Source organism: Micromonospora sp. DT229, assembly GCF_049844505.1.
Taxonomy (GTDB): Bacteria; Actinomycetota; Actinomycetes; order Mycobacteriales; family Micromonosporaceae; genus Micromonospora.
This window is the reverse complement of sequence record NZ_JBNCLD010000014.1, coordinates 83,870-106,550: the sequence shown is the minus strand read 5'-3', so window position 1 is coordinate 106,550 and position 22,681 is coordinate 83,870. Positions and strand designations below refer to the sequence as shown.

The following is a 22,681-nucleotide window of genomic DNA, read 5'->3' as shown; positions in this document are numbered from 1 at the left end:
CCGATGGGCGCACCCCTCGTATTCGCGCACCGCGGCGCCTCGTACGACCTGCCGGAGCACACCCTCGCGGCCTACCTGCGGGCTCTGGAGGAGGGCGCCGACGGGTTGGAGTGCGATGTCCGGCTGACCCGTGACGGGCACCTGGTCTGCGTACACGACCGCCGGTTGGACCGGACCAGCAACGGCCGGGGACCGGTCAGCACCCGTACCCTCGCCGAGTTGGAGGAGTTGGACTTCGGCTCCTGGCACCCGGGCTGCGTACCGTCCGAGGGTGCGGAGCTGCTCGACGCCTCGCACACCCGGCTGCTCACCCTGGAACGGCTGCTGGAGGCGGTGCTCTCCGCCGGTCGACCGGTACGGCTGCTGGTGGAGACCAAACATCCCTCCCGCCACGGCGGGGAGGTCGAACGTCGACTGGTCGACCTGCTGCGCCGGTACGGCCTGGCCGAGCCGCGCCCGCACACCCCGGTACGGGTGACCGTGATGTCCTTCTCCCCGCTGGCCGTACGCCGGATCCGGGCGCTGGCCCCCGCCCTGCCGACCGTGCTGCTGCTGGATGTGCTGCCGCGCTTTCTGCGGCTGGGCCGCCTGCCCTTCGGCGCCGGCATCGCCGGTCCGGGCATCGGGCTGGTGCGGTCCCGCCCGATGCTGGTACCGGCCCTGCGAGCGGCCGGCAACCAGGTCTACGTCTGGACGGTGAACGAGCCGGACGACCTCGACCTGGTGCTGGCGGCCGGGGTGGACGGGGTGATCACCGATCGTCCGGCCCACACCCTGGCTCGACTGAGCCGGTAGTCCGCTCGGGGGTGCCCAGGAGGGGAGGGGCGGTGCACACTCGGGGTCATGCCGGACTCCACCGACTACTCCGCCCTCATCGCCGGACACACCGCGATCATCGAAATGATCAACTCCGGTGATGCCGGCCTGCCGGTCCTGACCCGCCTGCTGCGGATGGCCGAGCCGACACTCGGGGCCGCAGGCATGGCGTTCGTGGAGTTCGCGCCGAACGGCGGGCGGGTGATCGCCGCCACCGGGGCCGCCGAGTGGGCCCTGGGCTGGCCCCTGCCGGCCAACGACCCGGCCACCGCCTGCCTGCTGGCCGGGCCACGGGTGCGGTGCGTACGCACCGACCACCTGACCAACGACCTGGCCCGGCGACTGGCCGACCGGGGCCTGCGGCGGATGGTGGTGTCCCGGGCGGAGCTCGGCGGGCACACCGTCGGCAGCCTGCACGCCCTCTACCTGGCCGGTTTCGAGGAGCCCAGCACGGAACAGCGGGGGGTCATCGCCTATCTCGGCACCTGCATCGCCCACCTGTACGGCGACCAGAACGGCCTGCCGGTGCACGGTGACGCCCCGGCGGTCACCGACCGCCCCACCGTCGACGACCCCGACGACCAGGAGGATCCCGAGAGGGAACGTGACCTCTTCGTCGCGGTGACCAGTCACGAGCTGCGTACCCCGGTAACCGTGATCAAGGGGTACGCCGACACCCTCAGCGACCACTGGGATTCGCTGAGCGAGGCCGACCGGCGCCAGGCCGCCCGGGTCATCCGGCAGCGGGCGAACGAGCTGGCTCGGCTGCTGGACCGGCTGCTCTCCTCCGCTGCGGAGGTGTGGCCGGGGGACGGCCCACCGACGCCCTTCGACTTCGGCGAGACCCTCCGGGCGGCGATCGCCGACCTGCCCACCGATCTGCGCCGCCGCGCCAGCGTGGAGGTGCCGCCCGAGCTGCCCCGGGCGGTCGGGCACCGGCAGAGCCTGGCCACCGTGCTCACCGAACTGGTCACCAACGCCGGAAAGTACTCACCCCCCGGTTCGCCGATCGAGATCAGCGCCTCGGCAGACGCCCGGACCGTCAATCTCCGGGTCAGCGACCGTGGCATCGGCGTACGCCCGGAGCATGTCGAACGCGCCTTCGACCGGTTCTGGCAGGGCGACTCCGGGGACCGGCGGCGCTATCCCGGCACCGGTCTGGGCCTCTATCTCGTCCGCCGGATCGTTGAACAGCAGAATGGCTGGGTATTCCTTCAACCGAGGACAGGTGGGGGTACGGTCGCGGAGGTACGACTGCCCCGCAGGTGAACGGCGGGATTCACAGGTCGGAAGAGGGGCAGAGGTGTCGACGGCAGCGGTCGAACGAGCATGGTGTGTGGTGGTGCCCCACCACGCCACCGGGGCACGGATCGCCCGGCAGCGACTCGCCACCGAGTTGGCCGAGGTGGTGACTCCGGCGGTCCTGGCCGACCTGGTGGCGGTCCTGGCCGAGTTGGTGGGCAACGCCGTCCGACATGCCGACCCCCTGCCCGGTGGGGTGGTCCGGGTGTCCTGGCGGCTGCGCTGCACGGCCGAGGGGACCCAGGTCCGGCTCCAGGTCACCGACGGCGGGGCCGCCTGCGGTCCGCAGGTGCGCCCGGCGGACTCCGGCGCGGCCGACGGTCGTGGGCTGCACATCGTCTCCGGGCTGTCCAGCCGGTGGGGGGTGGAACGGGACGGCCTGGGGCAGAGCGTCTGGGCCGACTTCGACCCCGCGCCGGAACGCACCCCCCTGGTGGCCGCCGGCTGAGCACCCTTGGTGGCGGCGGCTGAGCGCCCTTGGTGCCAAGGCTGAGGGGCCCGCCGGGGTGGCGGGGTGGGTCCGGCCCACGCCGGGCCGCCCGGGCCTCTAGGCTGTCTCGCCGTGAGCAAGCGTCGAAAGAACCAGCGAGCAGCCACTCCGAGCGTCAAGCGGGAGCGGGTACGCGACGTCTTCGTGCCCCGTCCCTTCGAAGGGCTGGCCGACGAGCCGCAGTGGATCGCCCTGCGCGAGCTGGTGCCCGCGGCCTCCGCGCCGCTGCGCCTCACCCCGGAGGTGGCCGAGGAGTACGGCGATCGTCCGGTAACCCTGGCCACCGTGCTGCCGATGGCCGCACCGGCGATGAGCCGGCAGGACGGGCGGGTCTTCATCGGGCTCCAGCGGCACCAGCAGTCCGGTGACGTGTCCCGGGATCTGGCCGATTCGCTGCTCTGCGCGCTGCGCACGGAACCGGGCGCCCCGGTCACCGTGCCACCCCTGCCCGGTCCCGGGCCCCGCCTCCAGGACATCCTGGTCGACGGCCCGCTGGAGATCACCCTGCACGAGGGTTTCGAGTTCTGGCTGGTTCCGGAGGCCGTCGACGACCCGACCGTGCAGGCCTCGCTGGAGCGGGCCAACGCGGCGATCTACCCGACCGTACGCCTGACTACCGCGCCGGCCGCGTACTGGTGCCGGGTGCCGGAGAAGGCGCATGTGCGCTGGGTGCTGCCGGAGGACGAGGAGGCCGCCCTGGATGCTCTGGCGCGGCTGAGCGCGGCCGGTTCGCTGACCCTCGGCGAGTCGACCAAGTTCGCGGGCATGTTCCGGGCGCACGGGCGACTGGTACCGGTCTGGGACCTGCCCGAGAGTGCCCCGGCGCAGGAGTGGGAGGAGCCGGTCGCCGAGTTCGCCAAGCGGTACGCCGCAGCGCTCGCCGAGGCCGGGCCACTGGACGCGGCGGCCCGCCGGTCCCGGCAGGGGCTGCTCGGGCGCCAGCTGACCCTGCGCTGACCGTTCGAAGGTGTTGAGCGGGGCCCCCGGGCCCCGCTCAACCCCGCAGCAGGGGGCAGGACATGCAGCGGGGACCGCCCCGGCCGGAGCCCAGTTCGGAGCCGGCGATCGGGATGATCTCGATGCCGGCCCGCTCCAACTGCGCGTTCGTCTCGATGTTGCGTTCGTAGCCGACGCAGAGCCGGGGGGCCAGGGCCAGGGTGTTGTTGCCGTCGTCCCACTGCTCCCGCTCGGCGGTGACCGGGTCCAGACCGGTGTCGATCACCCGGAGCTGGTCCAGGTCCATCGCATCGGCCGCCGCCCGCAGGAAGGGCGCCGGGCCGTCGACCCGGGGGGCGTCGCCGTCGGCCCCGGCGATCACGGTGTACGCCGACAGCGAGGCGGCGACGTTCGGGTACATCAGCACCGCGTCCACGTCGACCATCGTGCAGATGGTGTCCAGGTGCATGGTCGCCCGTTCCTGAGCGATCGGCACGACGAGGATGGTGTGGGCCAGTTCGGCGGCGAAGACCCGACGGGCCAGCCGTTCGGCGCCCGCCGGGGTGGTCCGCTCGCCCACCCCGACGGCCAGCACCCCGGGGGCCAGCAGCAGGACGTCACCGCCCTCCAGATGCTCCAGATCGGGCCGGTAGACGAACTCCGTATTGGCGAACCGGGGGTGGTGCCGGTAGATCGCGTCCGTCAGGGTGGTCTCCCGCCGACGGGCCGGCATGGCCAGGCTGGTCACCCCTACCCGGTCGCGGATCCACAGCGAGGAGTCCCGGGTGAACAGCAGGTTGGGCAGCGGGTCGATGACGAAGTCGTGCCGGTCCATCAGGGTGTAGACCAGCCCGCCCGGACGGTCCCGGCCGATCTTCAGTTCCTCGTGGGCCAGACCGGCCACGAGGGCCCCGGCCAGAGCGGCCGGATCGAGGTAGGACAGGTGCGCGGCGACCCGGGCCCGCAGGGTGTCGCCGAGCCGGGGCGAGCTGAGCACCTGTTCGGTGAGTTCGACCCGGGCGTCCGCCACCGCCAACGCCTCGGTGAGCAGATCGGTGAGATAGAGCACCTCGACGCCGCGCAGGCGCAGGGCGTCGGCGAAGGCGTCGTGCTCCTCCTGGGCCCGCCCCACCCACGGGATCGCGTCGAACAACAGGGAGTCGTTGTTGCGCGGGGTCAGCCGGGCGAGTTCCGGCCCCGGACGGTGCAACAGCACAGTGCCCAGTCGACCGACCTCACTGTCCACGTAGTGGGTCACAGTCGCAGCGTAGGACAGGGTTTGGCGGCATCCGGGAAAACGGCTGTGAATGAATACGGCATTCATCCGCAGTCATTCCGGCGTTCCGGCTTGCCGACCACCCGGACCGGCAACGTAGGGTAGTGAGAAAGTAACTTCGAGGGACCTTTTGCCGGAGGTCGCGATGACTGTGTTTCCCGCTCGTCGAGCCGTACCCTCCCCCCGGGCACTGCCGCCCGTGGCGGTACCGCATCCCCGGACGGAGCCGTCAGGGGTGACCGCGGCCCCTCGTCCGTCCCCCTTGGAGTGGGCCCGGCGTCGCCGGGCCGAGCGGGGAGCCCGACGGCTGGAAGCCGCCGGCGCCCGCGCGTTGGGCCAACTGGGCCACCTCGGGCCGGCCTGGCACGTCGTCGACTGGCCCCGGGTGGATCCCACCGATGTGCTGCTGGACGGCAGTGACGACAACCGGGCCGGGTTCCTCGCCATCGGGCCCAGCGGCCTCTTCGCGGTCACCATCGCCGACCACGGCCGGGCCCGCGTACTGGTCGCCGGTGACGTGGTGCAGATCAACGGCAAGCGTCCGCCGTACGTGACCGAGGCCCGCCGGGACGCCAGGCGTGCCAGCAAGGCCCTCACCTCGGCGGTCGGGCATCCGATTCCGGTCACCCCGGTGCTCACCTTCGTGGGTTCCGGGGTGATCAGCGTCTACGGCCTGCCGAAGGACTGCCTCATGGCCACCCACCGGGAACTCGACCGGCTGCTCGTCGCGGGCGGCAACCGGATCAGCCCGGCCACCGCGGAGAAGCTGTCCCGGGTCGCCCAGCATCCCAGCACCTGGACCACCGGTGGTCACCATCCGGTGGCGGACTACCGGTGGTACGAGGACGGCCGAACGGCCGCTGACAAGGCGGCCACCCACCGGTAACGTCTGCGGCGACGCCACGCGGCCGGGTCGTCCCGGTTCGGTACTCCACCAGGCCCGCGCCGTTGCCGCCCGGGGCACCGATCGCATCGACGATCCGATGCGCGACGCAACGGTCAGCGGCCACTGCGGCGACCGGCTAGCGTGGACGTACCGTCGGTGTACATAGGAGGCGCGGTGGCCCACGTCGAACTCTCGCTCTCGGAAGTGTTCGCGCCCACGACGGGGACACCGACAGAGCTGGAGTACGACAACATCGGTCGCTGGTCAGCCACGGTGTCCAGCGCCGATGAGCCGTGTCTGCTGATCGACGCCCAGACGCGGGTGTTGGCCGTCTCCGCCGCCGGCTGCGACCTGCTCTGCCTGGGCACCCCGGAGGAGCTGATCGGCCTGCCCCTGCTCGACGGTGGGTTGCGGCTGCTGGACTTCACCGCCAACCGAGGTGAGTTGACCGAGCCGGAGATCGACAAGATCCCACCGCTGCTGGCGCTCACCTCGGGTCGCCTGGCCCGAGGGCTGTTGCGCATCGAGTCCGCCGCCGGTGGGTCCGACGCCACGGTCGACGCGGTCTCCACACCGGTACTGGCCGCCGGGGCCGTGGCCGGCTCGCTGACCTTCTTCTCCGAGGTCTGAGCCACCCCGCACCGACCGGCGGGTCGGCCGCTGCCCTTCCGCCTCGGCAGCGGCTCCTCCTACGATGGGTTCGGCCCCGGCCACCCCAGCACACCCCCGCCTGCCGCAAGGACCCCTCCTGTGCCGCCCAGCCCTCTCCGTCGCGCCGCTGTCGGCCGCTCGCGGGTCGGCCGCGACCCGTATCGGTTCACCGGGCGGTTCTGCGGTGCCCTGGCGCTGGCCGGGCTCCTGCTGTCCGGCTGTGGCGAGCCTCCGGAGTCACGCGACGGCGGCACATCCCGGGTGCCGACCGTCGCGGCGAGCCCGACCATGGGCGGGCCCAGCACCCCGCCACCCTCGGTCGCCGTACCACCGGTCGCGAGTACGGTCGCACCCTCGACGGATACCGGTCGAGTCGCGGTGGCCTGTCGGGGCGAACCCTCCGCGCAGCAGGTCATCAACCTGGTCCGTGGTCGCCAGGGCCTGCTGCCCCGCAACGCGAAGGTCAAGGTCAGCAGTGGTCCGTCCTGCGCCGCAGACTGGCACTTCACCGCCCTGGAGGTGACCGGGTACGAGCCGTTGCACGTGGTCACCCGCCGGCAGGCGGGCAATCTGCGCCTGGTCACCGCCGGTACCGACGTGTGCGCGGTCGAGGTGCGGGTCACCGCACCCCCCGGCATCCGTACCCTGGCCTGCGGCGACGACTCCGGGGTCACCGCGCCCCTGCCGACCCTGGCGCCGATCGTTCCGACCCCGCTGCCGACGACACCTGCTGCGACTCCTTCGGTCTCTGCGTCCACCCCGGGTGCGTAGGCTGGAGACCATGCCGGGAACACCGCCGACACGCTTCGCCTTCCTCGGTCCCGAGGGCACCTTCGCGGAACAGGCCCTGCGCACTCTGCCCGCAGCCGAGCGGGGCACCCGGACACCGGCCCGCAGCGTCGGCGAGGCGCTGGACGCGGTACGCGCCGGGGAGGCCGACGCCGCCCTGGTCCCCCTGGAGAACTCGATCGGCGGCGCCGTCGGGGTGACCCTCGACGAGTTCGCCGAGGGGGAGCCGCTGATGATCACCCGCGAGGTGATCCTGCCGGTGGAGTTCGTCCTGGGTGCGCGTCCGGGCACCCTGCTGTCGACGGTGCGCAGCGTCGCCGCTCATCCGCAGGCCTCCACCCAGTGCCGCGACTGGCTGCGGGCATACCTGCCGGACGCGACCGTGATCGACGTACTCTCCAACGGAGCGGCGGCGGCCGGGGCGGCCACGGGCGAGTACGACGCGGCGGTCTGTGCTCCGATCGGCGCCACCCGGCACCGTCTGGCCGTACTGGCTGACAAGATCGCCGATCATCCGGACGCGGTGACCCGGTTCGCCCTGGTCGCCCGGCCCGGTCCGCCTCCCCCGCCCACCGGCGACGATGTGACATCGCTGGCGGTGTACATCGCGCACGACCGGGTCGGTGCCCTGCTGTCCGTCCTGATGGAGCTGGCGGTCCGAGGGGTGAACCTCAGCCGGATCGAGTCCCGCCCCACCGGCAAGGCCCTCGGCGAGTACGTCTTCTTCCTCGACTGCACCGGTCACGTCGCAGACGTCCGGCTGGGTGAGGCACTTCAGGGCCTACGCCGGGTCTGCTCCGACGTACGCTTCCTCGGCTCCTATCCGCGACACCGGTGGAGCGGGAGCACGGGCGGGCACCCGGTTCCCGCCCCCGCCGGTCTCTCGGACGCCGACTACGCCGACGCCGCCGCCTGGCTCGCCCGACTCAGAGCCGGCGAACTGAGCTGACCGTCCCGGCCGCCAGGTCGGCGGCCGTCGCGTGGGCGGGCCTCGCGTGGGTGGTCGTCGCGCTGGTCCAGGGTCGGCTCAGCGGAACAGGCCGCCGAGCACCCCACCCTGATCCTGCTGGCCGCTGCCCATGATCGGCGGCTCCTCGGACGGCTGGACGACGACGAAGCCCTGCCCCGCGAAGCTCATCGTGTACGCCTCGCCGGTGGTGCGGCCCAGCAGGGTGCCGAGTCCGAGTTGGTCGGCCCGGTGGTAGCCGGTCTGCAACCCGGCCGACCAGCAGACCGCCGCCTGCGGATCCACATAGGTGGGCGCGTCGACGGCCAGCACCACCGGGGTGCCCCGGGTGGTCACCGCGATCCGGCCCTGCCCGGTGAAGACGCAGTTGAACAGGCCGGTCGAGGCCATCCCGGCCCCGCCGACCATCTTGATGTCGTACTGAAGAGTGGGGTCGAAGGCCAGGACGCTGGAACCGTTGATCGACAGCGCGTCGCCCGGTTCGAGATCGATGATGTGTACGTCCTTGGCGAAGTCGGCCAGGAAGACGTCACCCCGGCCGGTGAGCTTCATCAGCGGGACGCCTTCCCCGGTGAGCTTCTGCTTGAGGAAGTTGCCCAGTCCGCCGGAGCCCAGCGCCTGGAACTGCACCTGCCCCTGGTACGCGACCATCGAGCCGACCCGGGCCAACATCTCACCATTGAGCTCGACCTTGAGCATCTTGGCGTTCTGGAGCCGCATGCCGGGTTGCGCGGACTCCCGCTCCAGGTTCGCCGCTGAGAACAGTTCGCTGCGCATGTCTTCCTCCGTACTCGCCGTACCTGGTCGAGACGGTAGGGCAGCGACGCAACCGTCAGCCCCAGCCGAGGTCGTGCAGGCGCTCGTCGTCGATGCCGAAGTGATGGGCGATCTCGTGCACCACGGTCACCGCCACCTCCTCGACGACATCGTCCTCGGTCTCACAGATCCGCAGGATGGGGTTGCGGTAGATCAGGATGCGGTCCGGCAGCACCCCCGCGTAGTCCCACCCCCGGTCGGTCAACGCGTGTCCCTCGTAGAGGCCGAGCAGATCCTCCCCCAGCGGAGGATCGTCCTCCACGAGGATGACCACATTGCTCATCAGCGTCAGCAGTTCCTCGGGAACCTCATCGAGGGCTTCCCCCACGAGTTCCTCGAACCGCTCCCGCTCCATCTCCACCGCCACCCGCCCATTCTCACCCACCCCCACCCCACCCCCACACCGCGATCTTGCACTTTCGGTCTCCCTTACACGGCTTTTGCACCGTAATGCGGCGACCGAAAGTGCAAGATCGACGGGGACATGGGGTGGAGTGAGGGTGCGTGGGGCGGGTTCGGGGTCAGGAGGTTAGGCGGGTGGTGAGGGTTATGGTGGCGGCGGGGGAGAGCAGGCGGGAGATCGGGCAGTTCTGCTTGGCGGTCTCCGCCAGCTCGGCGAAGCGCGCCTCGTCGATGCCGGGTACGACACCGACGGTCTCCAGCTCGATGCGGGTCACCGTGAAGCCCGCCTCGGTCTTGTCCAGGTGCACCTTCGCGGTGGTCTCCACCGAGGTCGGCGTCGTGCCGGCGTCGGCGAGGGCCTTGGAGAAGGCCATCGAGAAGCAGCCGGCGTGCGCGGCGCCGATCAGCTCCTCGGGGTTGGTGCCCTCACCCTCCTCGAAGCGGGACTTGAAGGAGTAGTTGCCCTCCAGGCCACCCTTGCCGGTGCGGATGGTGCCGGACCCTTCGGGGAGGTTGCCCTGCCAGCGTGCGGAAGCGGTACGAATAGGCATGGAGCTGACGCTAGCCGAATCCGCGCCCGTCGGCCGACCGACCGGGCAGCTGCCTGCACCTTCCATGACGTAGCTGGCCCGCTGTGCCATGATTCGGGACAGACCTCGCCTGGGCACTCGGTCCGGCCACAAGGAGGCGCAGCGGTGACCCACGACCTCCCCATCCCCCGGCAGGACGACCGCTCCGACGACGCCAGCGTCCTCGAGTGGGGAGCGCAGGACGAGGAGCCGACCGGCTCCAACCGATGGCGTACGGCTCTCGGCGGCCTCGGCCGCGACCACCGGCTGCCCCTGCTGCTCGCCGGGCTCGGTGCCGCCGCCGCCCTGGCCTCCCTGCTCGGCGAGTGGGCCAAGGTCACCTTTCCCACCGGCGGGGGTGAGGGGGCCGATCCGGTCGAGTTGTTGAGCAGCGTCTCCGAGATCGGCAATCTGGGGGTCGGCTACGTGGTCGGGATGCTCATCCTGGGGGTAACGGCCGCACTGACGCTGCGCGGCACCCTCGCCGTACGGGCCAATGCCCGGGTCGCCGGCCTGGCCCTGGCCCTGGGTCTGGTCGCCGTACTGGTGGGCACGGCAGCCTCGCTGGACGACGACCGTCGGCGGGCCATGGGCTACTCGGTCGAGGACGGCTTCCGCATCGAGTACGGACGAGGGCTGATCATGGCCTTCCTGGCTGTCCTGCTGTTCGCCGCGGCCCTGGTCCGCGCCACCTCCGCACCGGACGGCACGGCCGGCGAGCCGGCTCGACGTCAGCCGCGTCCCCGCCGCCCGGCCGATTTCGCCGACGAGGCCGAGGGCCGGGGACCGATCGACATCACGGTCACCCCCACGGTGCCCTTCGCCCGCGAGGCCCGATCCGACTGATCGGTCACCGGAGCCACCCCTGCGGTACGCCAGACGTTAAGAAGGGTCCCTTCCCTGCGTCACACCCGATTCGTCGGAAAGCCATGGTTGCGACCCGTTCCGCGAGGTAAGGTGGCTGCCCGCCGCCCGCCGGGTGGTCGACCAACGACTGGAACGGCTGGCTGTGACGGCGGTGGGCGAAGGAGGAAAGATGACCCGTCCGGGCCTGCCCAAGCTGATCGCCACCGACCTCGACGGCACTCTCGTCCGCAGCGACGACACCGTGTCGGCGTACACCCATGAGGTTCTGGACCGGGTTCGTGCGGCCGGGATTCCGGTGGTCGGCGCCACCGGTCGGGGCCCCCGGTTGACCGAGTTGACCCGCAACGACATCCGTGCGGCGGACTTCCTGGTGATGGCCGGTGGCGGCCGGGTGGTCGACCAGAGCGACCCGGCCGGACCGGTGGTGCTGCGTGACGAGCGGCTGTCCAGCGAGGTTCTGGCCACCCTGCTGGCCGGCCTGGAGGCCGTGGTCGGCCCGCTGACCGTGATGGTCGAGGCCTCCGACGAGCACGACGCGCCCCTGTGGGGCGATTACCACCCCGCCTGGCCCTACCAGGACCGGTTCGAGGTACGCAGCCGCGACGAGTGCCTGGCGGGCGATGTGATCAAGGCCTTCGCGCGTACCGCCGATCATCATGTCGACGAGTTGCTGGCGGTCGCCAGGGAGATCATCCCGCCGCACCTGGCCGCCCTCACCCAGGCCGGGCTCGGCTTCATCGAGATCAGCCCCTCCGGGGTGGACAAGGCCACCGGGCTCAGTGTGGTGGCGCAGAGCCTGGGGGTCGACCCGGCCGAGGTGCTGGTCTTCGGTGACATGCCCAATGACCTGCCGATGTTCGAGTGGGCCGGCTGGGGTCGGGTGGCGGTGGCCAACGCCCACCCGCAACTGCGGGCCATCGCCGACAATGTGACCCTGCGCAACGACGACGACGGAGTGGCCGTGTATCTGGACCGGCTACTGTCCGGGTGATGGAGGCAATTCCCCGCCTGGTCGCCAGCGACATCGACGGCACCCTGCTGCGCGACGACCGTACCCTCAGCCCGCACACCGCCGAGGTGCTGGCCCGGATCTCCGCCCGGGGCACCCCGGTCGTGCTGGTCACCGGCCGACCGATCCGCTGGCTGCGACTGGTGTACGACCAGTTGGCCGAGCCGCTGCCGGCGGTCTGTGCCAACGGTGCGGTGGTCTACGACCCGGTCGGCGACGAGGTGCTGCGGGCCGACCCGCTGGCCCCCGAACTGCTCGCGGAGGTGGCCCGCCGGCTACGGGCCGAGGTGCCCGGGGTGAGCCTGGCGGTGGAGATCATCGACGGTCGGCAGATGCGACACGACGCGCACTACCCGATGCGCTGGGATGCCGACGAGACCGCGATCCGGGCCGTACGGCATCCGGAGGAGCTGCATTCGCTGCCGGCGGTGAAGCTGCTGGCCCGGGCCGACGCGGAACGGGATCCCGACCGGTTCACCCAGGTGATCGCCGAGGCCCTCGCCGGTCTGGCCGAGGCCACCCATTCCTCACGGTCGGGGCTGGTGGAGATCTCGGCGGCCGGGGTGACCAAGGCGGCCGGGCTGGCCTGGTACTGCCACCGGCTCGGCATCGGGGCCGACGAGGTGCTGGCCTTCGGCGACATGCCCAATGACGTACCCCTGCTGACCTGGGCCGGCCGGGCGGTGGCGGTGGCCAACGCGCACCCGGCCGTGCTGGCGATCGCCGACGAGGTCACCTCGGCGAACTCGGTCGACGGGGTGGCGGCGTACCTGGAGAAGGTCTTCGGGGTGGACTGACGACTGCGGGGTGCGGCAGGGCTCCGCACCCCGGCTTCGTCAGAGGTACTGACCGGTGCTGTGGCCCTCGCCGCCGGGCCCCTGACCCAGGCCGGGCATTCCCGGCAGGGCCACCCCGCTGGGCAGCGCCTGCCGCCCGGAGCGCATCTGCTCCAGCTGCACCCGGGCCGCCATCTGCTGGGCCACCAGGGCGGCCTGGATGCCGTGGAACAGCCCCTCCAGCCAGCCGACCAGCTGAGCGTGGGCGATCCGCAGCTCACCCTCCGTCGGCGCCTGGTCCTCGGCGAACGGCAGGGAGAGCCGTTCCAGTTCCTCGCGCAGCTCGGGGGCCAGCCCTTCCTTCAGCTCGACGATCGAGCGCTCGTGAATCTCCCGCATCCGGTGCCGGCTGGCGTCGTCCAGCGGCGCGGACTTGACCTCCTCCAGCAGCTGCTTGATCATGCTGCCGATCCGCATCACCTTCGCCGGCTGCTCGACCAGGCGGGTGGGGTCCTCGCCCGTCCCGTCGTCGGTCTGCACGGTGCCGACCGGTCGGCCATCGGGCCCGACCACCACCACGGTGCCCGAGTGCCCGGTGCCGTCCCGGCCAGGCTCGTCGTTCTGTCCAGCGGTATGCGCTTCGGTCATGGCATCCATCTTTACTCAGTCACCGCCGTCGGCGCCCGCCGCCCCGGCCGGCAACGCGGCCCAGACCCGGTGGGCATGCGGCCTGGACCTGGGTGGGCATGCGGCGTCGTCCGGGCGGGAACGGTGGCTCCGGGCCGGGCGGCAACGGCGGCGTCCGGGCCGGGGCCTCGGGTGGCGAGGAATCGCGCTACCGTCGGCCGATGTCGCCCGACCCCCGCGCCGTACTCACCCGACCCGCACCGGAGCCGGACCTCACGGTCTCCTACGGCGAGCACCCCGACCAGATCGCCGATCTGCGCCGCCCCCTCGGCGAGGGCCCGCCCCGGCCACTGGTGATCGTGGTGCACGGCGGTTTCTGGCGGGTGGAGTACGACCGGCGGCACACCGACGCACTGGCCGACGCGCTGGCCGGGCTGGGCTTCCCGGTGGCCCAGTTGGAGTACCGCCGGACCGGGCAGCCCGGTGGTGGCTGGCCCGGCACCCTGACCGACGTACGGGCCGGGGTGGCGGCTCTGCCGGGGCTGGCCGCCGAGGCCCTGCCCGGTCGGGTCGCACCGGTGCCGCCGATCCTGGTCGGGCACTCGGCCGGTGGTCATCTGGCCCTGCACACCGCCACCCGGTCACCGCAGACGGTCGGCGGGGTGCTCGCCCTGGCCCCGGTCGCGGATCTGGCCGAGGCGTACCGGCTGGACCTGGACTCGGGCGCGGTGGCCGCGCTGCTGGGCGGCGGACCGGCCGATTTCCCCGAGCGGTACGAGGTCGCCGACCCCCGCATCACGACCCCTCTGCCAATACGGACGGTAGTGATTCACGGCACTCTGGATCAGCAGGTACCGGTGGAGATGAGCAGGAGGTATGTCGCCGCCGCACAGGTGCTAGGTGCGGATATGCACCTTGTCGAGTTGTCGGAATGCGAACACTTCGGGCTTATCGACCCCCTCTCTCCGGCCTGGCCGCAGGTAACCGCCGCGTTCCGTTCTCTTCACACCGATCATTAACCATTGACCCAGCGTCGCTAAGCAGGTAGAACGCCGGAGGGGCGGAGACTCCAGCAGGCCATCCGAAGGGAACCCGGTGTCGCAGATGAACCGTAGGCGGGCACTTCAACTGCTCGCCGCGCTCGGTGCGGGCGGACTAGCGGCCGGGTGCGCCTCGGACTCCGAGGAACCGACCGAGCCGAAGAGTACGGTCAAAGTCGGGCTCATCGCGCCGCAGTCCGGCCCCGGCAAGGCCGTCGGTGACGAGTTGCGCAACGGCTTCGAGCTCTACCTGGACCTCAACGAGGGAGTCCTCGGCGGCCATCCGGTGAACCTGCTCGTGGCCGACGAGGGAGACAGCGTCAAGTCCGGTCAGGCCGCCGTGGACGGCCTGCTCAAGCAGGGTGTTCTGGCGTTGACCGGGGTCTCGTCCTCGGCGGTGATGTCCGGCATCCGGGACGTCGTCGAGCAGGCCCGGGTGCCGTTGATCGGCTCCAACGCCTCACCCACCAGCCTGCAGAGCGTCGTCTACATCTGGCGTACCTCGTATGTGCTCGACGAGGCGGGCCGGGCCCTCGGCCGCCATCTGCGCGACGCCCTGGGTCCCGACGACCGGGTGGCGATGATCATGCCGGAGTCGGCCCTCGGCGGCGACGACGTGCTGCGCGGCTTCCGGCAGGAGTTCGGCGAATCCGACCCCCGCATCGCGGATCCGGTCGTCTTCACCTCCAACAACGCGAACCCCGGCAAGGGCGCCTTCGTCAGGGACATCGACCGCGCACTGAGCCGCAACCCCTCGGTGGTCTTCTGCTTCTTCGCCGGCCCGGCGGCGGCGGAGTTCGTCATGCAGCTCCGCGACGCCGGCTTCCAGGGCGGCATCTACGCTCCCGGCTTCCTCACCGAGGGCACCGTGCTGGAGAGCATCAAGCCGGCCGACGACGCCCTGGGCATCCGCACCGCCCTGAACTACTCCGCCGACCTGAACAACGCCGCCAACCGCCGGTTCGCCTCGGCGTACCGCAAGAAGCACAGCGCCTCGCCGACCACCTACGCGATGGCCTCGTACGACGCGGCGAAGGTGCTCGACCAGGCGATCCGGCTGGCCGGCGCGGACCCCACCCCGCAGGAGCTCAACCTGGCGCTGGGCCGGATCGGTCAGATCGACAGCCCGCGCGGGGCCTGGCAGTTCAACCAGCCGCGCACCCCCCAGCAGAAGTGGTACCTGCGGGAGGTGCAGCACGACGGGCAGGTGCTATCCAACGTCCTGCTCAGCGAGCTGGCCACGCTGGGCTGACGGTTCGGCCCGGCTGACGGGTCAGTGCCGTAGCTCGGCGATGCAGCACTTCACGCTGCCTCCGCCCTTCTTCAGCTCGGCCAACTCCACCGGCACCGGGGTGTAGCCGGCCGCCTTCAGTCGACCCGCCAGCCGGGTCGCCTCGCTGTTGAGCACCACGTTCGCGCCGTCACTGACCAGGTTGAGCCCGAAGGCGAGCACGTCCTCGTCCTCGGCCAGCACCGCGTCGGGGAACAGCTGGGTCAGCACCTTCTGGCTGGCCGCGGAGAAGGCTCCCGGGTAGTAGACGATGTTGCCGTCGTCGATCGAGGCCAGTGCCACGTCCAGGTGGTAGAAGCGCGGATCGATCAGCCGCAGCGAGACCACCGGCCTACCCAGCGCCTCCTGCGCCTCCGCGTGCGCGGGCAGCTCGGTGCGGAACCCGTACCCGGCGAGGATCAGCCCGCCGTGCGCCTCCGGCAGGTAGGCGAAGTCCCCCTCACCCTCGTTCGTCTCGTTCGGGGCGATGAACCGCCAGCCCTGCGCCTCGTAGAAGGCCCGGTGCACCGCCGCCTCGGCGGTGCGCTGGTGGTGTTTGAACCGGGCGCCGTAGACCGTGCCGTCGACCATGAAGGCACCGTTGGCGGCGTAGACCATGTCGGGCAGGCCGGACTCGGGGGCGAGCAGGTGCACCTCGTGCCCCAGGCCGACCAGAGTCTCCCGTAGGCGATCCCACTGCTTGACGGCCAGCTCCGGGTCGACCGGGGTGGTCACGTCCATCCAGGGGTTGATCGCGTACTCGACCGCGAAATGCTCCGGCGAGCACATGAGGTACGTGCGCTTTCGCGGCACTCGCTTAGGGTTCACGGTCACCAAGAGTAGGTAGGCTGAGAGTTTCGGAACAGCCATGATCATTGCTTCTCAGGAGCAGAATCTTGCAGATAGACGGCGTAGACAAGCGAATCATTGCGTTGCTCGTCGCCGATGCCCGTGCCTCCTACGCGGACATCGGCACCCGAGTCTCACTCTCCGCTCCGGCCGTCAAGCGGCGGGTGGACCGGCTGCGTGCCACCGGGGTCATCCGGGGATTCACCGCCGTCGTCGACCCGGCCTCGGTCGGCTGGACCACGGAGGCCTTCGTCGAACTGTTCTGCGCCGGCCGCACCACCCCGGCACAGATCGGTGCCGCCGTACGCCGCCATCCCGAGGTAATCGGCGCGTACACCGTGTCCGGGGAGGCCGACGCTCTCGTACACCTGCGGGCCGCCGACATCTCCCACCTGGAGGAGGCGTTGGAGCGGCTGCGCGCGGAGAGCTTCGTGACCTCCAGCCGCAGCACCATCGTGCTCTCCCGCCTGGTCGAGTCCCCCGGGGTCGGGCCCTCCATCTGATCGACCCGGCCGGTGGAGACCGGCGCATCGGTGCGGAACCGGACGGCGACCGGCGGCGTCGAAGCACTCATGACGCGGGCAGCCAAGGTGGTCGTCGCCGGGAGCATCCTGATCGCCCTCACCCTGCTCGCCGGGAGTACCTCGGCCCCGGCACCCGGCCGGCCGACCGCGCCGGTGATGGTGCCGGTGGCCGGCCTGGTCTCCTTCGATTCCTGTGCGGACGCCCTGACCGAACTGCGGGCTGCCGCCCGCGAGGCGGTCGGTCCGTACGGCTTCGAGGGCGGCACGCTGTTGTCCACCCGGGCGGTCGCCGCCGAAGGCGGGGCGCTGGGAAAGGGTGAGCCCGGCGGCAGCGCCCCGCCGGACCACTCGACGACCAACAACCATGAGGCCGGCGCGGATGAGCCGGACGTGGTGAAGACCGACGGGCGCCGCATCGTCACCGTCACCGGGGGTGCCCTACGGGTGATCGATCCGGCCAGCCGCCGGGTCACCGGCCGACTCGATCTGCCCGGTGAGAAGGCGGGCGCCTACTGGGGCTCGTACCGGCTGCTGCTGCTCGGTGACCGGGCCCTGGTGCTCGCCGAGGGGACGCCGTTCATCGCGATGGACCGGTCCCGGCCAGGGCCGTCGACCGAAGCGGCCCGCCTGTTCCTGGTAGGCCTGACCGGTGCGCCCGCGCTGATCGGCACGTACCGGATCGAGGGCAGTCTGCTCGACGGTCGACTGACCGGCACCACCGCCCGGGTGGTGATCCGCTCGGCGCCCCGCCTCGAGTTCCCGTACGACGTCGACGGCAGCGACCGGACCCGGACCCGGCAGAACCGGGCGGTGATCGACCACGCCGGGATCGAATCCTGGTTGCCGGAGTACGAGTGGACGGCCGGGAACGAGCGGCACACCGGTCGGGTCGACTGCGATCGGCTGAGCCGACCGGAACGGATGACCGGCACCTCGATACTCACCGTGCTCAGCTTCGACCTCGGCACCGACCGGCTGGGCGACGGCGACCCGGTCAGCGTCGCCGCCGACGCCACCACGGTCTACGGCACCCCGAACAGCCTCTACCTCGCCGGGCAGCAGCCGTCCCGGAAACCGGGGCTGCTCCGCTGGCTGCCCCGCGTCCGCGACCAGGTCACCGAGATCTTCCAGTTCGACACCGGCGGACCGGGCCGCCCCCGCTATCTGGCCTCCGGTGCCGTACCAGGCTGGCTGATCAACCAGTACGCGCTGTCCGAATGGGACGGACACCTGCGGGTGGCCACCACCCTGGGCGAGGTCTGGGGCGAAGCAGGCGATTCCGAATCCACCGTACGGGTGCTGCGTCGCCAGGGCGGGGCGCTGGTGCCGGTCGGAGGGGTCGACGGGCTCGGGCGCGGCGAACGCATCTACTCCGTGCGCTACCTGGGGCCGGTGGCGTACGTGGTCACCTTCCGGCAGACCGACCCGCTCTACTCGCTGGACCTGAGCGATCCGACCGCCCCGAGGATGACCGGAGAGTTGAAGATCACCGGCTACTCCGCGTACCTGCATCCGCTGCCGGACGGGCGGCTGCTCGGGGTGGGTCAGGAGGCCGACGGGCAGGGCCGTACGGAGGGGGTGCAGGTGTCCCTCTTCGACGTGCGGGACCCGAACCGGCCGACCCGACTCGACCAGTGGCACCTGCCTGGGGGCTGGTCCGCCGCGGAGTACGACCCGCACGCCTTCCTGCACTGGCCCGCCACCGGGCTGGTGGTGCTGCCGGTGGACGCCGGAGTACGCCTGTTACGGGTCGACGCCGACAAGATCAGCGAGATCGGCCAGGTCACCCACCCGGTCACGACATCGGGCCGAGCCCGGCTACGGCCGGTCGTACACCGCGCACTGATGATCGGGGACATCCTCTGGACGGTCTCCGATGCGGGCCTGCGCGCCTGCGATCCGGTCACCGCTCGAAGCCTCGACTGGATCCCGAATACCTGACTCTCCCTCCCCTCAAGGGGTGGGGCCCGGTTTCTCGGGATCTCCGGGCCTCACCCCTTGACCAACCTGCTCACAGGTACATGCCGGTGCGGTGCTCGCCCCGCCCCGGCTTGTCCCCCTCACTGAAGAAGCGTTTGCCGCCGAACTCGCCGTGCAGCCGGTCGTCCAACTCGTCCGCCAGGCCGGTCATCACCTGCACGGCGAGCATCAGATGGGTGGGTTGGAAGTTGCGGCCGAAGACCGGAATCGAGGCCCAGACGGTGTCGTCGGCACAGTAGAGCCGGCCGATCGGCATCCGGTTGGTCAGCTCGGAGAGCTTGACGTAGAGCCGCTCGGTCGGCTCTACCTCGGTGAGCACCGGGGAGAAGACGTCGACCAGCGGCGGATTGTCCCGCACCCGGACGAAGACCATCGCCGAACCGGCCCGGATGTTGATGTCGCCGTCGGAGTCGACCTGGACCCGGTCGGAGTCGGACCTGAGCATGGTGGAAACCACCGTCCGGACCCGCTCGGCCAGCTCCAGCACCTCATCGTCCGCACCGGAACCCTCCGTGGCGGCAAGCGCCTGGGCCAGGTCGTCCTCGATCTCCTGCCCGGTGCCGACTTCGCTGCGGGCGGTGCCCAACGGCTCACCCGGCACCGGCTCACCCTCGGCGTCGGTGATCACGTAGACCAGGAAGGCCGGGTGCGGCGCCCCATAGATGTCGCGCAGCGTACGCGAGAGCAGGGCGGCCAGCCGGGTGCTCTCCGAGACTCCGCAGTGCAGGCCGAACTGGTCACCGGAGCCTTCCAGCACCCCGGGGGGAGACCAACCCAGGGCGACCATGTCGGCCACGGCCGCCCGGTCCAGCCGGTAGCCCTGGGGCAGGGCCGCGTTGCCCACCGCCCGGGCGGTCAACCCACCGTCCTCGCCGACGTCGACACTGACGGAGTAGACGGCCTCCTCGATGCCGGAGGCGGTCGGGTCGAGGGTCAACTCCACGTGAGCGCCGTGCGGCAGGCCGGCCAGCCGGTCGGCCAGCGCGCGGGCGAACTCCCGCCACGCATGGGTCACCTTGGCCCGCAGGTCTGCGGTGCTCGGCTCGTCGAGCAGGATCGACTCGTGGTGTGCCGGCGTACCGGGCGGTGCTGAGGGGTGCTCTGCCGTCATGATCGCCTCCGTCCGTTCCGGCCACCCTATCGAGCCGGCCGGGGAGAGGCGTCAGCCCGGACAGTGATCGGACACCCTCGCCGGGCGATCAGCCGGTGCTGTGGTCACCACCTGACTCGATCGGCCAGGTGTCGGCCAACTCGGTCAACCGGGCGGCTGCCACGGCAGGATCGGCACCCCGGCCGACGGCCAGCCCGAGCAGGTACGCGGTGACCGGGGCCCCCGGCCGCACCACCTGGTGGGCGACCTCCCGGGCCAGGTCGAGCACGGGCTGTACCGGCACCTCGGCCGGGTCCACCCCCAGCTCCGCACAGGCCGCCGTGAGCCAGTCGTCCAACACCTTCATCGCGACCACTCCTCCGCCCACCGCAGGTCCCGCTCAGTGTCGCAGTCGAACCAGGGCGGCAGGCCGTCGCCGGACCACCGCAACTCGCGTACGGCGAGCCCGGTGAACAGGTCCCGCAAGGATGCTCCGGCCAACTCGCCCCGCCGCACCCGCACCCGGTCCAGGGCCGCGCGCAGCGCCGCCGGACGCCACACCCCACACAGCGACTGCCGTCGCCCAGACTGGTCCAGGTAACAGACCCCGTCGACCGGTGATCGGATGGTCGAGGCGTCGTCGAGGTGATGCAGCAGCTCACCGACGGCGGCCCGGGTCAACAGCGGCAGATCGGCCGCCAGCAGGGCAACGGCCGACACCTCGGGGTCGAGCAGGGCCAGCCCGGCTGCGGTGGCGGCCACCGGCCCGCCGCCCGGTGGCGACTCGCGGGTCAGTCGTACGCCCGCCGGGGCCGGTCCCGGCCCGACGAGGACCCGAGGCGCGGCATCCGCGACCGCCGCCAGCACCCGCTCCCGCATCGGCACCCCACCGACCGGCAGCGCAGGCTTGTCCAGTCCACCCATCCGCCGGGCCGCACCTCCGGCGAGCACCACCGCGGCGTACGCCTTCACCGGCCAACCGTAGCCTCCGCCCTGCCGCCCGAGGTGGCGGTGGCCGAGGTGGAGGGTGGCCGGGCAGGGCTGGTGGCGGGGTGGACGTGTGGCCGGGTGGAGGTCGGGGCAGGATGGTGGGGTGGGACGGGCTACTGACCGCCGCGTGGTGCTCCGCGTGGATCTCGACGCCGCAGCCGACCGGGGTGTGCTGACCCGTCGGCCGGACACCCTCGCCGCCGAGGAGCCGCTGGAGATCCGGGTCGGTGCGGCCGGGCCGGGACGCCGCCGCCCACTGTCGGTCACCATGCGTACTCCCGGCGCGGACCTGGACCTGGCACTGGGTTTCCTGCTCGCCGAAGGGCTGATCCGGTCGGCAGAGGATGTGGCGACCGCGCAGTTGTGTGCCGGTGCGGAAACCCCGAACACGTACAACGTGGTCGATGTGGCGCTGGCGCCCGGTGTACCGGAGCCGACTGTCGAGGCCAATCGGCAGTTCCTGACCACCAGCGCCTGCGGGGTCTGCGGCAAGGAGAGCATCGAGGCGGTGCGTACCCGGTCGATGTTCGAGGTGGCCGACGATCCGCTGACCGTGCCGGCGGAACTGTTGGCCGAGTTGCCGCAGCGGCTGCGCGCCGGGCAGCGTGGCTTCGATCGGACCGGCGGGCTGCACGCCGCCGGTCTGTTCACCGCCGAGGGTGACCTGGTGGTGCTGCGCGAGGACGTGGGCCGACACAACGCTGTGGACAAGGTGATCGGCTGGGCCGTACGCGAGCGTCGGCTCCCCCTGGCCGGGCACATTCTGCTCGTCTCCGGACGGGCCAGTTTCGAGCTGACCCAGAAGGCGTGGATGGCCGGTGTGCCGCTGCTCGCGGCGGTCTCGGCACCGAGCACCCTAGCGGTGGACCTGGCCGTCGAGGCCGGACTGACTCTCGTCGGCTTCCTCCGTGGCCGCACCATGAACGTCTATACCAGCCCACACCGGATCACCGCCGGACCTCAGCTCACCGCCTGAAGTTCAGCGGTTAGCGAGCATTTCGAACAGCCCCAGCCGCATCGCGGCGTCCCGGGCGATCAGGAAGCCGGCGATGCCCAGGACCCAGCCGAGCATGCTCCCGGATGATTTGAGGATCCACGCGTTGAGCCGAGCGAGCACCGGCTCGACCAACCTCGGCCAGGCCAGCCGCACGCCCAGCAACCCCATCGCCGGCAGCACCATGACCAGGCAGTACCCGCCGAGCAGGGCGACCACCGTCACCATGTCCAGACCGGAGGTGCCCAACAGACCCAGGGCACCGAGGTACGGCAGCATGGTCGCCACCTCGGCCAACGCGGCGAACAGGGCCAGCCCGATCAGCCACCGCCCCGACGAGTCACCCGCGGTCACCCGGTCCCGCCAGCGCAGTACCCGGCCCGTTCCGGTGCCGCGCTTTCCGTCGAAGCGGAAGCTCACCACCAGCAGACCGACCCCGAGCACCAACTGCGCCCAGATGACCGGGCGATTGTCCAGGGCGCCACCCAGCAGCCCCGCCAGGCTGCTGCCTCCGACATAGAGGGCCAACCCCACCAGGAAATAGAACCCGGCGATGGTGCCCAGGTAGGTCAGGATCCGGCGACCGCTGACCGGGCCGGGTGCCAGCAGCAACCACACCGGAATGAACAAGGTGCCGATGCTGGTGCTGTCGATCAGGGCTAGCCCGGCCAGCGACAGCAGCAGTCCGAGGCTCATCCGCGTCCGTAGGTCGATCGAAGCATCCATCGATTATCCAGGGCCGCAGCAGGTCTGGCTGTCCCTGTC

25 protein-coding genes and 1 pseudogene are annotated in these 22,681 nt (G+C 71.4%); 16 read left to right on the top strand and 10 right to left on the bottom strand.

The features are described 5' to 3' along the window. The first annotated feature begins 3 nt into the window (after nucleotides 1-3). The 4 genes from ACLQ2T_RS21195 (at nucleotide 4) to ACLQ2T_RS21180 (ending at nucleotide 3,565) form a co-directional block, all read left to right on the top strand. Entirely contained in the window at nucleotides 4-795 is a 792-nt protein-coding gene (locus ACLQ2T_RS21195) for a glycerophosphodiester phosphodiesterase (protein WP_425768079.1), read from the top strand. Nucleotides 796-843: 48 nt separating this feature from the next. Beyond that, nucleotides 844-2,085, top strand: coding sequence for a sensor histidine kinase (locus ACLQ2T_RS21190; RefSeq protein ID WP_425768078.1), 1,242 nt, complete (start codon nucleotides 844-846; stop codon nucleotides 2,083-2,085). Nucleotides 2,086-2,152: 67 nt separating this feature from the next. Beyond that, entirely contained in the window at nucleotides 2,153-2,566 is a 414-nt protein-coding gene (locus ACLQ2T_RS21185) for an ATP-binding protein (RefSeq protein ID WP_425768123.1), read from the top strand. Nucleotides 2,567-2,680: 114 nt separating this feature from the next. After that, a complete protein-coding gene (locus ACLQ2T_RS21180; RefSeq protein WP_425768077.1) occupies nucleotides 2,681-3,565 on the top strand; it encodes a DUF5926 family protein in 885 nt (294 codons plus the stop codon). A 37-nt stretch (nucleotides 3,566-3,602) separates the two neighbouring features. Here ACLQ2T_RS21180 and ACLQ2T_RS21175 read toward each other — a convergent pair whose 3' ends face one another. Next, nucleotides 3,603-4,802, bottom strand: a complete 1,200-nt coding sequence (locus ACLQ2T_RS21175; RefSeq protein ID WP_425768076.1) for an arginine deiminase — start codon at nucleotides 4,800-4,802, stop codon at nucleotides 3,603-3,605. 163 nt (nucleotides 4,803-4,965) lie between these two features. Here ACLQ2T_RS21175 and ACLQ2T_RS21170 point away from each other — a divergent pair, with 163 nt between their 5' ends. From ACLQ2T_RS21170 to pheA, 4 genes and pseudogenes are all read left to right on the top strand, one after another. Then, complete coding sequence (locus ACLQ2T_RS21170; protein WP_425768075.1) at nucleotides 4,966-5,706, top strand: hypothetical protein; 741 nt, start codon at nucleotides 4,966-4,968, stop codon at nucleotides 5,704-5,706. Nucleotides 5,707-5,880: 174 nt separating this feature from the next. Beyond that, complete coding sequence (locus ACLQ2T_RS21165) at nucleotides 5,881-6,336, top strand: hypothetical protein (RefSeq protein ID WP_425768074.1); 456 nt, start codon at nucleotides 5,881-5,883, stop codon at nucleotides 6,334-6,336. Nucleotides 6,337-6,546: 210 nt separating this feature from the next. Further along, nucleotides 6,547-7,026: pseudogene (locus ACLQ2T_RS21160) on the top strand (hypothetical protein); the annotation flags it as partial. A 112-nt stretch (nucleotides 7,027-7,138) separates the two neighbouring features. Further along, on the top strand, nucleotides 7,139-8,095 hold the full coding sequence (gene pheA, locus ACLQ2T_RS21155) for a prephenate dehydratase (protein WP_425768073.1): 957 nt from the start codon (nucleotides 7,139-7,141) through the stop codon (nucleotides 8,093-8,095). A 78-nt stretch (nucleotides 8,096-8,173) separates the two neighbouring features. Here pheA and ACLQ2T_RS21150 read toward each other — a convergent pair whose 3' ends face one another. From ACLQ2T_RS21150 to ACLQ2T_RS21140, 3 genes are all read right to left on the bottom strand, one after another. Next, nucleotides 8,174-8,890 (bottom strand): AIM24 family protein, encoded by a 717-nt coding sequence (locus ACLQ2T_RS21150; protein ID WP_425768072.1) that lies wholly within the window; start codon nucleotides 8,888-8,890, stop codon nucleotides 8,174-8,176. 55 nt (nucleotides 8,891-8,945) lie between these two features. Next, a complete protein-coding gene (locus ACLQ2T_RS21145) occupies nucleotides 8,946-9,290 on the bottom strand; it encodes a metallopeptidase family protein (RefSeq protein ID WP_425768122.1) in 345 nt (114 codons plus the stop codon). A gap of 160 nt (nucleotides 9,291-9,450) precedes the next feature. After that, nucleotides 9,451-9,882: an OsmC family protein gene (locus tag ACLQ2T_RS21140; protein WP_425768071.1), complete on the bottom strand. Its 432-nt coding sequence runs from the start codon at nucleotides 9,880-9,882 to the stop codon at nucleotides 9,451-9,453. 144 nt (nucleotides 9,883-10,026) lie between these two features. Between ACLQ2T_RS21140 and ACLQ2T_RS21135 the strand changes: the two genes are divergently transcribed. The 3 genes from ACLQ2T_RS21135 (at nucleotide 10,027) to ACLQ2T_RS21125 (ending at nucleotide 12,573) form a co-directional block, all read left to right on the top strand. Then, complete coding sequence (locus ACLQ2T_RS21135) at nucleotides 10,027-10,746, top strand: hypothetical protein (protein ID WP_425768070.1); 720 nt, start codon at nucleotides 10,027-10,029, stop codon at nucleotides 10,744-10,746. Nucleotides 10,747-10,936: 190 nt separating this feature from the next. After that, complete coding sequence (locus ACLQ2T_RS21130; protein WP_425768069.1) at nucleotides 10,937-11,758, top strand: HAD family hydrolase; 822 nt, start codon at nucleotides 10,937-10,939, stop codon at nucleotides 11,756-11,758. Beyond that, nucleotides 11,758-12,573 (top strand): HAD family hydrolase, encoded by an 816-nt coding sequence (locus ACLQ2T_RS21125; RefSeq protein ID WP_425768068.1) that lies wholly within the window; start codon nucleotides 11,758-11,760, stop codon nucleotides 12,571-12,573. Before ACLQ2T_RS21130 ends, ACLQ2T_RS21125 begins: the two co-directional genes overlap by 1 nt. Nucleotides 12,574-12,612: 39 nt before the next feature. Here ACLQ2T_RS21125 and ACLQ2T_RS21120 read toward each other — a convergent pair whose 3' ends face one another. Beyond that, nucleotides 12,613-13,209, bottom strand: coding sequence for a bacterial proteasome activator family protein (locus ACLQ2T_RS21120; RefSeq protein WP_425768067.1), 597 nt, complete (start codon nucleotides 13,207-13,209; stop codon nucleotides 12,613-12,615). Nucleotides 13,210-13,400: 191 nt separating this feature from the next. On the opposite strand from ACLQ2T_RS21120, the gene ACLQ2T_RS21115 reads away from it, so the two are divergent. Together ACLQ2T_RS21115 and ACLQ2T_RS21110 are read left to right on the top strand one after the other, a co-directional pair. Continuing rightward, on the top strand, nucleotides 13,401-14,198 hold the full coding sequence (locus ACLQ2T_RS21115) for an alpha/beta hydrolase family protein (protein ID WP_425768066.1): 798 nt from the start codon (nucleotides 13,401-13,403) through the stop codon (nucleotides 14,196-14,198). Between the two features lie 76 nt (nucleotides 14,199-14,274). Continuing rightward, nucleotides 14,275-15,471, top strand: coding sequence for an ABC transporter substrate-binding protein (locus ACLQ2T_RS21110; RefSeq protein ID WP_425768065.1), 1,197 nt, complete (start codon nucleotides 14,275-14,277; stop codon nucleotides 15,469-15,471). A 21-nt stretch (nucleotides 15,472-15,492) separates the two neighbouring features. On the opposite strand, the gene ddaH is transcribed toward ACLQ2T_RS21110, so the two are convergent. Further along, nucleotides 15,493-16,326: a dimethylargininase gene (gene ddaH, locus ACLQ2T_RS21105; RefSeq protein ID WP_425768064.1), complete on the bottom strand. Its 834-nt coding sequence runs from the start codon at nucleotides 16,324-16,326 to the stop codon at nucleotides 15,493-15,495. Between the two features lie 59 nt (nucleotides 16,327-16,385). Between ddaH and ACLQ2T_RS21100 the strand changes: the two genes are divergently transcribed. Together ACLQ2T_RS21100 and ACLQ2T_RS21095 are read left to right on the top strand one after the other, a co-directional pair. Next, nucleotides 16,386-16,841 (top strand): Lrp/AsnC family transcriptional regulator, encoded by a 456-nt coding sequence (locus ACLQ2T_RS21100; RefSeq protein WP_425768063.1) that lies wholly within the window; start codon nucleotides 16,386-16,388, stop codon nucleotides 16,839-16,841. 69 nt (nucleotides 16,842-16,910) lie between these two features. Further along, on the top strand, nucleotides 16,911-18,803 hold the full coding sequence (locus ACLQ2T_RS21095) for a beta-propeller domain-containing protein (protein WP_425768062.1): 1,893 nt from the start codon (nucleotides 16,911-16,913) through the stop codon (nucleotides 18,801-18,803). A gap of 70 nt (nucleotides 18,804-18,873) precedes the next feature. Here the strand turns inward: ACLQ2T_RS21095 and ACLQ2T_RS21090 are convergent, their stop codons facing one another. The 3 genes from ACLQ2T_RS21090 to mobA form a co-directional block, all read right to left on the bottom strand. Next, on the bottom strand, nucleotides 18,874-19,953 hold the full coding sequence (locus ACLQ2T_RS21090) for a T3SS (YopN, CesT) and YbjN peptide-binding chaperone 1 (protein ID WP_425768061.1): 1,080 nt from the start codon (nucleotides 19,951-19,953) through the stop codon (nucleotides 18,874-18,876). An 88-nt stretch (nucleotides 19,954-20,041) separates the two neighbouring features. Continuing rightward, nucleotides 20,042-20,299 carry a DUF6457 domain-containing protein gene (locus ACLQ2T_RS21085; protein ID WP_425768060.1) on the bottom strand — a complete coding sequence of 86 codons (258 nt, stop codon included), beginning with the start codon at nucleotides 20,297-20,299 and terminating at the stop codon, nucleotides 20,042-20,044. Further along, entirely contained in the window at nucleotides 20,296-20,904 is a 609-nt protein-coding gene (gene mobA, locus ACLQ2T_RS21080) for a molybdenum cofactor guanylyltransferase (protein WP_425768059.1), read from the bottom strand. Before mobA ends, ACLQ2T_RS21085 begins: the two co-directional genes overlap by 4 nt. 121 nt (nucleotides 20,905-21,025) lie before the next feature. Between mobA and fdhD the strand changes: the two genes are divergently transcribed. Continuing rightward, nucleotides 21,026-21,898, top strand: coding sequence for a formate dehydrogenase accessory sulfurtransferase FdhD (gene fdhD / locus ACLQ2T_RS21075; RefSeq protein WP_425768058.1), 873 nt, complete (start codon nucleotides 21,026-21,028; stop codon nucleotides 21,896-21,898). Between the two features lie 3 nt (nucleotides 21,899-21,901). Here the strand turns inward: fdhD and ACLQ2T_RS21070 are convergent, their stop codons facing one another. Then, nucleotides 21,902-22,642: a GAP family protein gene (locus tag ACLQ2T_RS21070; RefSeq protein ID WP_425768057.1), complete on the bottom strand. Its 741-nt coding sequence runs from the start codon at nucleotides 22,640-22,642 to the stop codon at nucleotides 21,902-21,904. Nucleotides 22,643-22,681 lie beyond the last annotated feature (39 nt).